The following is a 14,348-nucleotide window of genomic DNA, read 5'->3' on the forward strand; positions in this document are numbered from 1 at the left end:
GCCGGCCGGGTCGCACCCGTGGCGAGGACGCGCCACAGGGCCGACGGGCCGGAGCGGCGACGGACGATAGGTCTAAACCAATTTGGGGTCGACCCTTGTCACCGAGCCCCCCGGTCTGATGAGCTGTGGCCTGGGACACAACGGACACCCTGGGAAAGGGAGATGTCGTGAGCAACGAAAGCCTGGCCAACCTGCTGAAGGAAGAGCGCAGGTTCGCGCCGCCCGCCGACCTGGCGGCGAACGCCAATGTCACCGCGGAGGCGTATGAGCAGGCCAAGGCTGACAGGCTCGGCTTCTGGGCCGAGCAGGCCCGCCGGCTGACCTGGGCCACCGAGCCGACCGAGACGCTGGACTGGTCGAATCCGCCGTTCGCGAAGTGGTTCGCCGACGGCAAGCTGAACGTCGCGTACAACTGCGTGGACCGGCACGTCGAGGCCGGCAACGGCGACCGTGTCGCCATCCACTTCGAGGGCGAGCCCGGTGACAGCCGCGCCATCACCTACGCCGAGCTGAAGGACGAGGTCAGCCGCGCCGCGAACGCGCTGACCGAACTCGGTGTCGGCAAGGGCGACCGGGTCGCCGTCTACCTGCCGATGATCCCCGAGGCCGTCGTCGCGATGCTCGCCTGCGCCCGGATCGGCGCCGCGCACTCCGTCGTCTTCGGCGGCTTCTCCGCCGACGCGATCGCCACCCGCATCAAGGACGCCGACGCGAAGCTGGTCATCACCTCCGACGGCGGTTACCGCCGCGGCAAGCCCTCCGCGCTCAAGCCCGCCGTCGACGACGCCGTCAGCCGGGCCGAAGGCGTCGACAAGGTGCTGGTCGTGCGCCGCACGGGCGAGGACGTCGCCTGGACCGAGGGCCGCGACGTGTGGTGGCACGACATCGTCGCCAAGCAGTCACCCGAGCACACGCCGGAAGCCTTCGACGCCGAGCACCCCCTGTTCATCCTCTACACCTCGGGGACGACGGGGAAGCCCAAGGGCATCCTGCACACCTCCGGCGGCTACCTCACCCAGGCGTCGTACACGCACCACGCGGTGTTCGACCTGAAGCCGGAGAGCGACGTGTACTGGTGCACGGCCGACATCGGCTGGGTCACCGGACACTCCTACATCACCTACGGACCGCTCTCCAACGGCGCGACCCAGGTCATCTACGAAGGCACCCCGGACACCCCGCACCAGGGCCGGTTCTGGGAGATCGTCCAGAAGTACGGCGTCACCATCCTCTACACCGCGCCCACCGCGATCCGTACCTTCATGAAGTGGGGCGACGACATCCCCGCGAAGTTCGACCTGTCCTCGCTGCGCGTCCTCGGCTCGGTCGGTGAACCCATCAACCCCGAAGCCTGGATGTGGTACCGCAAACACATCGGTGCCGACAAGACCCCCATCGTCGACACCTGGTGGCAGACCGAGACCGGCGCCATGATGATCTCCCCGCTGCCCGGCGTCACCGACACCAAGCCCGGCTCCGCCCAGCGCGCACTGCCCGGCATCGCGGCCACCGTCGTCGACGACGAAGCAAACGAAGTACCCAACGGCGGCGGCGGCTACCTCGTCCTCACCGAACCCTGGCCGTCCATGCTGCGCACCATCTGGGGCGACGACCAGCGCTTCCTCGACACCTACTGGTCCCGCTTCGAAGGCAAGTACTTCGCCGGCGACGGCGCCAAGAAGGACGACGACGGCGACATCTGGCTCCTCGGGCGGGTCGACGACGTCATGCTCGTCTCCGGCCACAACATCTCCACCACCGAAGTCGAGTCCGCCCTCGTCTCCCACCCCTCCGTCGCCGAGGCCGCCGTCGTCGGCGCCGCCGACGAGACCACCGGACAGGCCATCGTCGCCTTCGTCATCCTGCGCGGCACCGCCTCCGCCGACGACGAAGGACTCGTCGCCGACCTGCGCAACCACGTCGGCACCACCCTCGGCCCCATCGCCAAACCCAAGCGAGTCCTCCCCGTCGCCGAACTCCCCAAGACCCGCTCCGGCAAGATCATGCGCCGCCTGCTCCGCGACGTCGCCGAAAACCGGGCCGTAGGCGATGTCACCACCCTCGCCGACTCCACGGTGATGGACCTCATCCAGGCCAAGCTGCCGGCAGCGCCCAGCGAGGACTGACACGGGACCGTTTCCCGTACGGCCGCCCGAAGGGGTGGCGGAGCATCCGGTTTCCGGAGCTCCGCCACCCCTTCGGCGGTTTTCGGCACCCTCTGACGCCGCCCCGAAGACCTCCGACTCGACCCGGAGCGCCGGACCCCGGGCACCCGAGCGCGATCAGAGCGACCAGCGCGGCGCGACGCCACCCCGTGTCCGATTTCACCATAATGTGAGGGAACCCGGTGCCGACCCGGGCCGCACGTTGGGTACCGTAAGCAAAACGTCAAAGACGCGACAAGATCCATCATGGTGTGCCGGGAAGTCTGGTCGGCGAGTGCTCAGTCCTGCCTGCCCGACCGGAGGTCCTCACCGTGACCGCGCCCCGCCCCACCCCCCGCAAGTTCTTCGGACTGATGTCCCTGCCCGAACGCAACTTCGTCGCGGACGCGTTGCGCACCGAGACCGTCGGCGGCATCCTCCTGCTGATCGCGGCGATCGTCGCGCTGATCTGGGCCAACACCCTGCAGGACAGCTATGCGAGCGTCTCGCACTTTCACTTCGGACCCGCCGCGCTCGGACTCGACCTGTCCGTGGCGCACTGGGCGGCCGACGGCCTGCTCGCCGTGTTCTTCTTCGTCGCCGGAATCGAGCTGAAGCGCGAACTGGTCGCCGGGGACCTGCGCGACCCCAAGGCCGCGCTGCTGCCCGTGGCGGCCGCGGTCTGCGGCATGGTCGTCCCCGCGGTCGTCTACGCCCTGACCAACGTGGTCGGCGGCGGCTCCCTCGACGGCTGGGCCGTCCCCACCGCCACCGACATCGCGTTCGCGCTCGCCGTACTCGCCGTCATCGGGACGTCGTTGCCGTCCGCGCTGCGCGCCTTCCTGCTCACCCTCGCCGTCGTCGACGACCTCTTCGCGATCCTGATCATCGCGGTGTTCTTCACCGACTCCATCAACCTCGCGGCACTCGGCGGGGCGGTCGTCGGCCTCGGCGTCTTCTGGCTGCTGCTGCGCAAGGGCGTCCGCGGCTGGTACATCTACGTCCCGCTCGCCCTCGTCATCTGGGGGCTGATGTACAACAGCGGCATCCACGCCACCATCGCCGGTGTCGCGATGGGCCTGATGCTGCGCTGCCACCCGCTCGAAGGCGAGGAGCACTCCCCCGGCGAGCACATCGAACATCTGGTGCGCCCGGTGTCGGCAGGTCTGGCCGTGCCCCTGTTCGCCCTGTTCAGCGCGGGTGTCTCGATCTCCGGCGGGGCAATCGGCGACGTGTTCACCCGACCGGAGACCCTCGGCGTCGTGCTCGGACTCGTCGTCGGCAAGAGCATCGGCATCTTCGGCGGTACGTGGCTGACAGCCCGGTTCACCCGGGCCTCGCTCAGCGACGAACTCGAATGGGCCGACGTCGCCGCCGTCTCCACCCTCGCCGGCATCGGCTTCACCGTCTCACTGCTCATCGGCGAACTCGCCTTCGCCGGCAACACGGCCCTCACCGACGAGACGAAGGCCGCCGTACTGATCGGCTCGCTCATCGCGGCCGTGCTCGCGACGGCGCTGCTGAAGATAAGGAACGCCAAGTACCGTGCGCTGTGCGAGGCGGAGGAACGCGACGAGGACCTCGACGGCATCCCCGACATCTACGAACAGGACAAGCCGGAGTACCACCTGCGCATGGCCGAGATCTACGAGCGGAAGGCCGCGGAACACCGCAGGCTTGCCGAAGTGGCGGGTGGGGCAAGCGAGGGGAACGACCGTCCGGCATGATCTGACAGGACGGCACAAACACATGCAGACGAGGGAGATCGCGATGAGTGCACCCGACGGCAGCCCGGTCGGCGCCGAACGCAGCATCGGCCAGTTGTTCGCCTCGGCGACGACCGAGATGTCCGCACTGGTGCACGACGAGATCGCACTGGCGAAGGCGCAGCTCAAGCAGGACGTCAAGCGGGGCGCGGTCAGCGGCGGCGCGTTCTCGGCGGCCATCGGCGTGCTGATCTTCTCCCTGCCGATGCTCAGCTTCGCCCTCGCCTACGGCATCCGGACCTGGAGCGACTGGAACCTCGCGATCTGCTTCCTGCTGTCGTTCGCGGCGAACGTGCTGGTCGCGGCCGTCCTGGCACTGATCGGCCTGTTCTTCGCGAAGAAGGTCAAGAAGAGCCAGGGCCCGCAGAAGGTGGCCGCCTCCGTGAAGGAGACGGCGGGTGTCCTGCCGAACGCCAAGCCGCACCCCCGGCCCGCGCCGGTCGAGGACGCCGTCAAGGCTGTGGCACGCTCGTCCTCATGACGGACCCCGCCACACCTTCGGCCCAACCCGCTTCCGCCGTTCGGATCGACCTTCCCGGCGGACGCGCGGTGACCCATCGGGACGTGGCCGCCAACGGCGCGCGCTTCCACATCGCCGAGGTCGGCGACGGACCGCTCGTCCTGCTGCTGCACGGCTTCCCGCAGTTCTGGTGGACCTGGCGGCACCAGCTGGGAGAGCTCGCCGACGCCGGGTTCCGGGCGGTGGCCATGGACCTGCGGGGTGTCGGCGGCAGCGACCGCACCCCGCGCGGCTACGACCCCGCCAACCTCGCCCTCGACATCACCGGGGTCATCCGGTCCCTGGGCGAGCCGGACGCGGCGCTGGTCGGGCACGATCTGGGTGGCTACCTGGCGTGGACCGCGGCCGTCATGCGGCCCAAGCTGGTCCGCCGGCTCGCCGTGTCGTCCATGCCGCATCCGCGGCGCTGGCGGTCCGCGATGCTCTCCGACGTCCGGCAGACCACGGCGGGCTCCTACATCTGGGGGTTCCAGCGTCCCTGGATCCCCGAGCGCCAACTCGTCGCCGACGAGGGCGCCCTGGTGGGCCGTCTGGTCCGCGAGTGGTCGGGGCCGCGGCAGCCGGACGACGACGCCGTGGACACGTACCGCCGGGCCATGTGCATCCCGTCCACCGCGCACTGCTCCGTCGAGCCGTACCGCTGGATGGTGCGCTCCATGGCCCGCCCGGACGGCATCCAGTTCAACCGGCGCATGAAGCGGCCGGTGCGCGTGCCGACCCTGCATCTGCACGGCTCGCTCGATCCCGTGATGCGGACGCGCAGCGCGGCCGGCTCGGGGCAGTACGTCGAAGCGCCGTACCGCTGGCGGCTGTTCGACGGGCTCGGGCACTTCCCGCACGAGGAGGATCCGGTCGCCTTCTCCACCGAACTGATCAACTGGCTGAAGGATCCGGAACCCGATCGGTGACCCCGGATTCACCCCTGCGAAACCGCCCGAACACGGGCCGTGTCCCACCCGCCGCGGCGGACGGTGAACACCTGTCCTTCGAACAGCCAATTGCCTGCCGCATAGGCCAATTGGGGGCTCTACGCGAGGTTATGGACCTTGGGGCCCGGGCAGACGTCGGGGTATGGGCTGGACGCACGACTACAGTGACGCAGCACGCAATCGCCGCTCGGCCTCGGGTCTGAGCTCCCATCAGAGGGGCACCCCGCAGCTGACGGGTGCCGATCCTCGCGTGGGGATTCCGCACATTCTGCGCCGCCGGGCCCGCTGGGTCTCGGTACGGCTCCGCCATCCCCGCGGCTGACGCCCCGACCGTCGGTCAGAGCGCGCAGCTGTCGCTGTCCACCTGCTGATTGGCCGTCCGCCCCTTGGCGATGTCCTTCTGGATCTCGTCCGCGGTGAGCGCGTAGCCGGTGTCGGCGTCGTCGAGCGACTTCGCGAAGACCACTCCGTACACCTTGCCCTCGGGTGTCAGCAGCGGTCCGCCGGAGTTGCCCTGACGGACCGTCGCATACAGCGAGTACACGTCACGGCGCACCGTCTTGCGGTGGTAGATGTCCGGCCCGTTGGCCGTGATCCGGCCCCGCACGCGCGCCGGCTGCACGTTGTACGAGCCGTTCTGCGGGAAGCCCGCCACGATCGCGCTGTCTCCGCTGCTCGCGTCCTCGGTGCTGAACCGCAGTGCGGGCGCCTTCAGATCCGGTACGTCGAGGACGGCGATGTCGCGCTCCCAGTCGTACAGGACGACCTTGGCGTCGTACTTCCGGCCCTCGCCGCCTATCTGGACCGTCGGCTCGTCGACCCCGCCGACCACGTGGGCGTTGGTCATCACCCGGCGGTCGCCGAAGACGAATCCGGTGCCTTCGAGGACCTTGCCGCAGCTCTGGGCGGTCCCCATGACCTTGACGATGGAGCGCTGCGCACGGGCGGCGACGGGGCTGGCGGCGAGCGCCGGGTCCGGCGGCCGGACCTCCGTGATGGGTTCGTTGGCGAAGGGGCTGAAGACCTGCGGGAAGCCGTTCTGCGCGAGGACCGAGGAGAAGTCGGCGAACCAGGTGTTGGCCTGCGAGGGCAGCGCCCGGGACACGCCGAGGAGCACCTTGGAGCTGCGGACCTCCTTGCCGAGCGTCGGCAGCGTCGTGCCCGCGAGGGCCGAACCGATCAGCCAGGCCACCAGGAGCATCGCCAGGACGTTCACGAGGGCGCCGCCCGTCGCGTCCAGGGCGCGGGCCGGGGACCAGGTGATGTACCGGCGGAGCTTGTTGCCGAGGTGGGTGGTGAGCGCCTGGCCGACGGAGGCGCAGACGATGACGACCACCACCGCGACGACGGCCGCGCCCGTGCTCACCTTGCTGTCCTCGGTCGCCCAGCCCCAGATCACCGGGAGGAGATAGACGGCGACGAGGCCGCCGCCCAGGAAGCCGATCACCGACAGGATGCCGACGACGAAGCCCTGGCGATAGCCCACGATCGCGAACCACACGGCGGCGACCAGCAACAGGATGTCCAGCACATTCACGGAGGTCACCTTGTCATGCGCGCCAGTCGAGCGGGACCTGCTTCTCGCGGTCCCACGGGCGCTCCCAGCCCGCGTAATGCAGGATCTTGTCGATCACCCCGGCCGTGAAGCCCCAGACCAGGGCCGATTCGACCAGAAATGCGGGGCCTCGGTGTCCGCTGGGGTGCACGGTGGTCGCACGGTTGGCCGGGTCCGTGAGATCCGCCACGGGGACCGTGAAGACGCGGGCCGTCTCACCCGGGTCGACGACTCCGACCGGCGTCGGCCGGCGCCACCACCCGAGGACCGGGGTCACCACGAAGTGGCTCACCGGGATGTAGAGCTTGGGCAGGACGCCGAAGAGCTGGACGCCGCTCGGGTCGAGACCGGTCTCCTCCTCGGCCTCGCGCAGGGCGGCGCGCAGCGGTCCCTCGCCCGCCGGGTCGCCGTCCTCGGGGTCGAGGGCGCCGCCGGGGAACGACGGCTGCCCGGCGTGCGATCGGAGGGTCCCGGCGCGCTCCATGAGCAGCAGCTCGGGACCGCGCGCGCCCTCGCCGAACAGGACGAGCACGGCGGACTGGCGCCCCGTGCCGTTCGTCGGCGGCAGGAAACGGCTCAGCTGGAGCGGTTCGACCGTCTCCGCGGCGTGCGCGACCGGATCCAGCCAGTCGGGCAGCCCGTCCTTGGAGACCTGCACCTGTCCGCCCTGCGTGTTGCTCGCGTCCCGTGTGTTGCCCGTGCGCGTCATCGCCACCCCCGTTCTGCTGTTCCCAACGCCCGCCGGGGCCGTGTTCGTTCCGTCATCCGGCGCCCAGTGGAGGTGCGGGGATGCCTCCCGCGTCCAGATAGGACTGCGGGGGGTTGAGCCGCTGGCCGGGGAAGCCGCCCTTCTCGTACTTCAGGAGCTTCCTGGCCTTCTCCGGATCGGTCTCGCCCTCCCCGTACGCCGGGCAGAGCGGGGCGATGGGGCAGGCTCCGCAGGCCGGCTTGCGGGCGTGGCAGATGCGGCGGCCGTGGAAGATCACGTGGTGCGACAGCATCGTCCACTCGCTCTTCGGGAAGAGCTCGCCGACGGCCGCCTCGATCTTGTCCGGCTCGGTCTTGTCGGTCCACTGCCAGCGCCGCACCAGCCGCTGGAAGTGGGTGTCCACGGTGATGCCGGGCCGCCCGAACGCGTTGCCGAGCACGACGAAGGCGGTCTTGCGGCCCACTCCGGGCAGCTTGACGAGGTCTTCGAGGCGTCCGGGCACCTCTCCCCCGAAGTCGTCCCGCAGGGCCTTGGAGAGCCCTATGACCGACTTGGTCTTGGCCCGGAAGAACCCGGTCGGGCGCAGGATCTCCTCGACCTCCTCCGGGTTGGCCTCGGCGAGGTCCTCGGGCGTCGGGTACTTGGCGAAGAGCGCCGGCGTCGTCTGGTTCACCCGGAGGTCGGTGGTCTGCGCGGACAGCACCGTGGCCACGATCAGCTGGAAGGGGTTCTGGAAGTCCAGCTCCGGGTGGGCGTACGGATACACCTCGCCGAGCTCGCGGTTGATCCGGCGGGCCCGGCGGACGAGAGCGGTGTGCGACTCGTCGCGCGGCGGCTTGGCGACGGCGGTCTGCCCGGGCGGGGCCTTCTTGGCAGCGGTCTTCTCGGCCGCCGCCTTCGTAGCCGCGGCCTTCTTCCCGACGGCGCTCGCGGGCGTCTTCCTGGGCGCCGGTTTCGCCGGTGGAGCCTTCTTGGCTGCGGCCTTGACGGGCGCCGTCTTCTTGGAGGCGGACTTCTTGGCCGCGGTCCCCGAAGAGGCGGCCTTCTTCGTGGCAGCACTCCCCGCGGGAGCGGCCTTCCCGGAGACATCCTCCACAGGAGCACCCTTCTTGGAGGCCGTCTCCTTGGAGGCCGTCTTAGTGCCCGTCACCTTCTTGACGGCCCCTTTCACCGGTGTCTGCTTTGCCTTTTTTGTCGGCTCTTTGGTTCCGTCGGGAACCTGTTCGCCCACAGCGGAATCGCGACGTACAACCATCCGCCCAGCCCCCTTGGCCTGTGCTCTCACCGGCGATTTGGACACCCGGCCAGCCTAGAGCCCGGCACCGACATCCGCCCCGGACCCTGAAGATCGGCCCCCAATTGGCCCCCTGCCGCACTCGTTGGGACGCCAGTGCGGCAGACTTGTGACTGATCACACTGTTTGGACCGTCCGGCAAGATGGGGAACACGGTCCCCTGGTACCAAGGGGGAACAAGATCCCCTGAGCAGGTCGACAAGGAGAGAACTCGTGGACGACGTTCTGCGGCGCGCCCCGCTCTTCGCGGCGCTCGATGACGAGCAGGCCGCGGAGCTCCGCGCCTCCATGAGTGAGGTGACGCTCGCACGCGGCGATGCTCTCTTCCATGAAGGGGACCCCGGAGACCGCCTCTACGTGGTCACCGAGGGCAAGGTGAAGCTGCACCGCACCTCCCCCGACGGACGCGAGAACATGCTGGCCGTTCTCGGCCCCGGTGAGCTGATCGGCGAGCTGTCGCTGTTCGACCCGGGCCCGCGTACGGCGACCGCCAGCGCCCTCACCGAGGTCAAGCTGCTCGGCCTCGGCCACGGCGACCTCCAGCCGTGGCTCAACGCACGCCCCGAGGTGGCCGCCGCCCTGCTGCGCGCCGTCGCCCGGCGCCTGCGCAAGACCAACGACCAGATGTCCGACCTGGTCTTCTCCGACGTGCCCGGCCGTGTCGCGCGCGCCCTGCTCGACCTCTCGCGCCGCTTCGGCGTGCAGTCGGAAGAGGGCATCCACGTGGTGCACGACCTCACGCAGGAGGAGTTGGCCCAGCTGGTCGGCGCCTCCCGAGAGACCGTCAACAAGGCGCTCGCCGACTTCGCGGGCCGTGGCTGGCTCCGCCTTGAGGCCCGCGCGGTGATCCTGCTCGACGTGGAGCGGCTCGCCAAGCGCTCGCGCTGACACCTTCGCCCGTACGTCGACGGGGCCCTGTCTCTTCCGGAGACAGGGCCCCGTCGGCGTCGGCGCGGCTCTAGATGAGCCCGTGCTCGCGCAGGTACTCCATCTGTGCCCGGACGGAGAGCTCGGCGGCGGGCCACAGGGAGCGGTCGACGTCCGCGTAGACGTGCGCGACGACCGCCTCCGGGGAGCGGTGGCCGTCCTCGACCGCCGTCTCCACCTGGGCGAGCCGGTGGGCGCGGTGGGCGAGATAGAACTCGACCGCTCCCTGCGCGTCCTCCAGGACGGGCCCGTGCCCGGGCAGCACCGTGTGGACACCGTCGTCGACCGTGAGGGACCGGAGCCGGCGCAGCGAGTCGAGATAGTCGCCCAGGCGGCCGTCGGGATGGGCCACCAGAGTCGTGCCGCGCCCCAGGACGGTGTCCCCGGTCAGCACGGCCTGATCGGCCGGGAGATGGAAGCACAGCGAGTCGGCGGTGTGCCCCGGGGTGGCGACGACGACGAGTTCGAGCCCGCCGAGGCTGATCACCTCGCCCGAAGCGAGCCCCTCGTCGCCCAGCCGCAGCGCCGGATCCAGCGCCCGCACCTTCGTGCCGGTCAGCTCGGCGAACCGCCCCGCGCCCTCGGCGTGGTCGGGGTGTCCGTGCGTCAGGAGGGTCAGCGCGACGCGTTTGCCGGCCTTCTCGGCCGTGTCCAGCACGTTCCGCAGGTGGACGTCGTCCAAGGGCCCGGGGTCGATGACCACCGCGAGCTCGGAGTCCGGCTCGGACACGATCCAGGTGTTCGTGCCGTCCAGGGTCATCGCGGAGGCGTTGGGGGCGAGGACGTTCACGGCGCGCGCGGTGGCGGAGCCCGAGAGGACGCCGCCTCGCGGCTGTCCGGGAAGGGCGGCTGCGTCGGTCATGCGGAGGCTCCGCCCGTCGGGATGTGCTTGGTGAACTCGTCGTGTCCGGGCCACGAGAGGACCACCTCACCGTCCTCCAGGCGCGCCTCGGCCAGCACGGGGGTCATGTCGCGTGCCGCCGCCGCGGCGAGGGCGTCGGCGGCACTCTCGTGGTCGACGACGCCCCGCAGTGTCGCGATGGTGGGCGGCATCATCAGCAGCTCGCCCTTGTCGTAGCCGGCGGCCGCGTCGGCGGGGCGGATCCACACGGTCCGGTCGGCCTCCGTGGAGGCGTTGCGCGTGCGCTGGCCCTCCGGGAGGACGGCCACGAAGAACCACGTGTCGTATCGGCGGGACTCGAACTCCGGGGTGATCCATCGGGCCCAGGCCCCGAGCAGGTCCGAGCGGAGCACGAGGCCCCTGCGGTCGAGGAACTCGGCGAAGGACAGGTCCCTGGCGACCAGGGCGGCCCGGTCCGCCTCCCAGTCGTCACCTGTCGTGTCCCCGACCACGGTGTCCGGGCTGGGTCCTGCGAGCAGGACACCCGCCTCCTCGTACGTCTCCCGTACGGCCGCGCAGACGATGGCCTGAGCCGAGGTCTCGTCCACGCCGAGGCGCTGTGCCCACCACGCGCGCGTGGGGCCCGCCCAGCGGATCTGCTGCTCGTCGTCGCGGGGGTCCACTCCACCGCCCGGATACGCGTACGCGCCTCCGGCGAAGGCCATGGAGGCGCGTCTGCGCAGCATGTGCACCACAGGGCCGCTCTGGCTGTCCTTGACCAGGATCACGGTGGCCGCGCGCCGGGGTGTGACCGGCGTCAGCGTGCCCTCGGTGAGAGCCCGGATCCGATCCGGCCACTCCGCCGGAAACCACTGCCCATTCCCCATGGCCGGAGGCTATCCCGAGCCGGGCGGATGTTCGAGACCCCACCGCCCCACAAGCGCCTTTCGCCCTCCGCCCCTACCCGGGCCCCACCCCGGACCCCGCTCCTCAAACGCCGGAGGGGCTGAAAAATCAGCCCGCACCCGGCGTCCTGCGGGAGGGCTGAAGTTCCCCCGCCGGAATCTCGGCCCCCTACGGCCCGCAGTCGGCGTCCGGCGGGAGGGGCCGTGCCGGTACATCACATGACCGTCGCTCACGTCCGGATCGAGCAGCTCCCGCTGCTCGACCCACGTCTGATCCAACGGCGACGGGCGGAAGGACCGGCACGGCCCCGACCCACCCACCCACCGGACCGGAGCCGCAAGGGCACCCGCACCCGCACAACACCCGGAGGGCTACGCGTGCGTGAGCTCCACCTGGATCTCGACCTCGACCGGCGCGTCCAGCGGCAGCACGGCCACGCCGACCGCGCTCCGGGCGTGGACGCCCTTGTCACCGAGCACCGCACCCAACAGCTCACTCGCACCGTTCAGCACACCCGGCTGCCCGGTGAAGTCCGCCGCGGAGGCGACGAAGCCCACGACCTTCACGACCCGCGCGATGCGGTCCAGGTCGCCGGCGACCGACTTCACGGCCGCCAGGGCGTTCAGCGCGCACGTCCGGGCCAGCTCCTTGGCCTCCTCGGCCGTGACCTCGGCGCCCACCTTCCCGGTGACCGGGAGCTTCCCGTCCACCATCGGAAGCTGGCCGGCGGTGTACACGTACACGCCCGACTGCACGGCGGGCTGGTAGGCCGCCAACGGCGGGACCACCCCGGGCAGCGTCAGGCCGAGCTCGGCGAGCTTCGCCTCGACCGCCCCGCTCATGCGGACCTCTCGCGCTTCAGGTAGGCCACGAGCTGCTCGGGGTTGTTCGGCCCGGGCACGACCTGGACGAGCTCCCAGCCGTCCTCGCCCCAGGTGTCCAGAATCTGCTTCGTGGCATGGACGAGCAGCGGCACGGTTGCGTATTCCCACGAACGATGGCTAACTTCAGCCATGACGACACTCCAGGTGGTCAGCGGTATGAACCTTCACGTCGCAGGCTATACGCGGCAGTCTTACGGCCGCGTCAACGGCAGCGAGGCAAGCCCGGCCAGCCAGCGGGAAGCGAACCAAGCAAGGTTCGAATCCTTCGCCGCTGAGATGGAACGTCAGGGCCGCGAGTCCGCCTGGTGTGGTCATTACGAGGACGTCGGCATAAGCGCGTACAGCGGGGCCGAGCGCCCGGACTTTGAACGCCTTCTGCGTGACTGCCGCTTGGGCCGAATCAACGTCATCGTGGTCTACAACGTTTCGCGCTTCTCTCGCCTTGCACCGCGCGACGCAATCCCCGTCGTCACTGAGCTGCTACAAACCCTCGGCGTGACGATTATCTCCACGGCGGAAGGCGTATTCCGGCCCGACGACATGATGGACCTAGTTCACCTGCTTTTCCGGCTAGACGCCGCACACCAGGAGTCGAAGAACAAGAGCACTGCCGTTCGTGACGCTGCCGCTCAGGCTCGCGCCCTGGGTGGCTACGTAGGTGGAAAGGCTCCCTACGGGCGCAGGCTTAAGCAAGAGATCCGAACTACGCCCGGCGGAAAGCCTGTTGCCGTGCAGACGCTCGTGATCCAGCCGGACGAAGCTGAGGTGATCCGGCGCATTGCTAAAACTCTGCTCGCTGGCGCTGACTCGGTTGGTTCGATCTGCACGACCCTGAACAGTGAAGGGGTTCCCACCCTGGGAGCGTCTCGCGGGAAGCGTACGGCTGACTCTGCATGGCACCCCAAGACACTCATCCGGCAACTCCGTCATCCGCACATCGCTGGCTTTGATGCCGACACCGTTTATGGGCCCACGGGCCGAGCAACCGGCCACCGGATACGGCGGGATGCCGAGGGCAAGCCAGTGCAGACCTGGGAACCGATTCTCCCCGCAACGGACTGGTTCGCCATTCAGGAATGGTTGGACGGTCGACCGGTCCGCATGAACGAACACCGAACCACGGCGCTACTCACGTCCATGGGTGTGCTGGCATGCGCGTGCGGCTGCTCGATGAGTGCGAACAACTCGGACCGGCCGAGCTACTTTTGCAACCGTCCGTCGGGCAAGCCTGTCAGCGCTGCACCGGGTGACCATGAGGGCCGGAACTACATTTCTCGCGCCGCCCTTGACGACCATGTTGCGCGCGCCATCTTCGCTGTGATTGCGGCAGCCGAATTCGATGACGAATCGCGCGAGCTTCTGGACCGGGTGGCCACTCACTACGCCGAGGTGAACGAGACCCCGGAAGCGGTGCAGGAACGGCAGTCCGTCATGCATGACCGGGCGGACATCCGGCGAGCCATTAACCAACTACACGAGGACAGGGAGTTGTACGCAGGCGACCCAATCAGCCACGCAAGGTGGGGAGACGACCTCCGGACTCAGCAAGACCGCCTGAGGGCCGCTGACAGCCGACTGGAAGAGCTGGGACAGTCCGGCTCACTGACGCTGCCGTTGCACGAGTGGAGCGCATCCGACGATCCGGATAATGCTGGTGACCCGCTGGGCCCCGGTACGTGGTGGGAGAGTGCCTCGCTGGCCCAACGGCGAGAGTTCGTGGCCCTGTTCTGCAAGCGGGTCACGGTCCGAAAGGCACTCCCCAGCGAGAAGAGCAGGGGCCGGAATGCTCGCGCCGTCGTTGAACCCCGCGTGACTATCGAGTGGGTCTAGCCGCCCCTCTGACAGCCTTACAGCCCCGGTTGGCCCCAGTGGT

14 protein-coding genes are annotated in these 14,348 nt (G+C 69.6%); 7 read left to right on the forward strand and 7 right to left on the reverse strand.

Features of this window, described 5'->3' with window-relative positions:
* Positions 1-125 precede the first annotated feature (125 nt).
* From acs to AB0C62_RS00415, 5 genes are all read left to right on the forward strand, one after another.
* Positions 126-2,126 carry an acetate--CoA ligase gene (gene acs, locus AB0C62_RS00395; protein WP_362968843.1) on the forward strand — a complete coding sequence of 667 codons (2,001 nt, stop codon included), beginning with the start codon at positions 126-128 and terminating at the stop codon, positions 2,124-2,126.
* Positions 2,127-2,476: 350 nt separating this feature from the next.
* Positions 2,477-3,871 (forward strand): Na+/H+ antiporter NhaA, encoded by a 1,395-nt coding sequence (gene nhaA, locus AB0C62_RS00400; RefSeq protein WP_362968845.1) that lies wholly within the window; start codon positions 2,477-2,479, stop codon positions 3,869-3,871.
* A gap of 43 nt (positions 3,872-3,914) precedes the next feature.
* Positions 3,915-4,391, forward strand: a complete 477-nt coding sequence (locus AB0C62_RS00405) for a phage holin family protein (RefSeq protein ID WP_164372865.1) — start codon at positions 3,915-3,917, stop codon at positions 4,389-4,391.
* Entirely contained in the window at positions 4,388-5,338 is a 951-nt protein-coding gene (locus AB0C62_RS00410; RefSeq protein ID WP_362968847.1) for an alpha/beta hydrolase, read from the forward strand. Before AB0C62_RS00405 ends, AB0C62_RS00410 begins: the two co-directional genes overlap by 4 nt.
* A 163-nt stretch (positions 5,339-5,501) precedes the next feature.
* The gene (locus AB0C62_RS00415; RefSeq protein ID WP_081218523.1) at positions 5,502-5,681 is read left to right on the forward strand and encodes a hypothetical protein; all 180 of its coding nucleotides are present in this window, start codon (positions 5,502-5,504) and stop codon (positions 5,679-5,681) included.
* A gap of 15 nt (positions 5,682-5,696) precedes the next feature.
* Here AB0C62_RS00415 and AB0C62_RS00420 read toward each other — a convergent pair whose 3' ends face one another.
* Genes AB0C62_RS00420 through nth form a run of 3 tightly spaced genes read right to left on the reverse strand, consistent with a single transcriptional unit; the run spans position 5,697 to position 8,773 of the window.
* Positions 5,697-6,896, reverse strand: coding sequence for a MarP family serine protease (locus AB0C62_RS00420; protein WP_362968849.1), 1,200 nt, complete (start codon positions 6,894-6,896; stop codon positions 5,697-5,699).
* A 13-nt stretch (positions 6,897-6,909) separates the two neighbouring features.
* Positions 6,910-7,623 carry a CoA pyrophosphatase gene (locus AB0C62_RS00425; RefSeq protein WP_362968851.1) on the reverse strand — a complete coding sequence of 238 codons (714 nt, stop codon included), beginning with the start codon at positions 7,621-7,623 and terminating at the stop codon, positions 6,910-6,912.
* A gap of 52 nt (positions 7,624-7,675) precedes the next feature.
* Entirely contained in the window at positions 7,676-8,773 is a 1,098-nt protein-coding gene (nth, locus tag AB0C62_RS00430) for an endonuclease III (protein WP_362968853.1), read from the reverse strand.
* A gap of 357 nt (positions 8,774-9,130) precedes the next feature.
* Between nth and AB0C62_RS00435 the strand changes: the two genes are divergently transcribed.
* Entirely contained in the window at positions 9,131-9,805 is a 675-nt protein-coding gene (locus AB0C62_RS00435) for a Crp/Fnr family transcriptional regulator (protein WP_016642758.1), read from the forward strand.
* Between the two features lie 70 nt (positions 9,806-9,875).
* On the opposite strand, the gene AB0C62_RS00440 is transcribed toward AB0C62_RS00435, so the two are convergent.
* The 4 genes from AB0C62_RS00440 to AB0C62_RS00455 form a co-directional block, all read right to left on the reverse strand.
* Positions 9,876-10,706, reverse strand: coding sequence for an MBL fold metallo-hydrolase (locus AB0C62_RS00440; RefSeq protein ID WP_362968855.1), 831 nt, complete (start codon positions 10,704-10,706; stop codon positions 9,876-9,878).
* Positions 10,703-11,572: an NUDIX hydrolase gene (locus AB0C62_RS00445; protein ID WP_362968857.1), complete on the reverse strand. Its 870-nt coding sequence runs from the start codon at positions 11,570-11,572 to the stop codon at positions 10,703-10,705. The genes AB0C62_RS00440 and AB0C62_RS00445 overlap by 4 nt, the downstream gene beginning before the upstream one ends.
* 390 nt (positions 11,573-11,962) lie before the next feature.
* Entirely contained in the window at positions 11,963-12,433 is a 471-nt protein-coding gene (locus tag AB0C62_RS00450) for a RidA family protein (RefSeq protein WP_081218518.1), read from the reverse strand.
* Complete coding sequence (locus AB0C62_RS00455; protein ID WP_362968860.1) at positions 12,430-12,606, reverse strand: DUF4177 domain-containing protein; 177 nt, start codon at positions 12,604-12,606, stop codon at positions 12,430-12,432. Before AB0C62_RS00455 ends, AB0C62_RS00450 begins: the two co-directional genes overlap by 4 nt.
* On the opposite strand from AB0C62_RS00455, the gene AB0C62_RS00460 reads away from it, so the two are divergent.
* Positions 12,605-14,305, forward strand: a complete 1,701-nt coding sequence (locus AB0C62_RS00460; protein WP_362968862.1) for a recombinase family protein — start codon at positions 12,605-12,607, stop codon at positions 14,303-14,305. The genes AB0C62_RS00455 and AB0C62_RS00460 overlap by 2 nt on opposite strands.
* Positions 14,306-14,348: the final 43 nt, after the last annotated feature.

This window comes from Streptomyces sp. NPDC048643 (genome assembly GCF_040650615.1).
GTDB lineage: Bacteria > Actinomycetota > Actinomycetes > Streptomycetales > Streptomycetaceae > Streptomyces.

What these genes read in the sequence shown, in the direction of transcription:
- AB0C62_RS00405 (WP_164372865.1), top strand. Translation starts at nt 3,915, where the DNA reads ATGAGTGCACCCGACGGCAGCCCGGTCGGCGCCGAACGCAGCATCGGC.
- AB0C62_RS00410 (WP_362968847.1), top strand. Translation starts at nt 4,388, where the DNA reads ATGACGGACCCCGCCACACCTTCGGCCCAACCCGCTTCCGCCGTTCGG.
- AB0C62_RS00415 (WP_081218523.1), top strand. Translation starts at nt 5,502, where the DNA reads ATGGGCTGGACGCACGACTACAGTGACGCAGCACGCAATCGCCGCTCG.
- AB0C62_RS00425 (WP_362968851.1), bottom strand. Translation starts at nt 7,623, where the DNA reads ATGACGCGCACGGGCAACACACGGGACGCGAGCAACACGCAGGGCGGA.
- AB0C62_RS00440 (WP_362968855.1), bottom strand. Translation starts at nt 10,706, where the DNA reads ATGACCGACGCAGCCGCCCTTCCCGGACAGCCGCGAGGCGGCGTCCTC.
- AB0C62_RS00445 (WP_362968857.1), bottom strand. Translation starts at nt 11,572, where the DNA reads ATGGGGAATGGGCAGTGGTTTCCGGCGGAGTGGCCGGATCGGATCCGG.
- AB0C62_RS00450 (WP_081218518.1), bottom strand. Translation starts at nt 12,433, where the DNA reads ATGAGCGGGGCGGTCGAGGCGAAGCTCGCCGAGCTCGGCCTGACGCTG.
- AB0C62_RS00460 (WP_362968862.1), top strand. Translation starts at nt 12,605, where the DNA reads ATGACGACACTCCAGGTGGTCAGCGGTATGAACCTTCACGTCGCAGGC.
- AB0C62_RS00455 (WP_362968860.1), bottom strand. Translation starts at nt 12,606, where the DNA reads ATGGCTGAAGTTAGCCATCGTTCGTGGGAATACGCAACCGTGCCGCTG.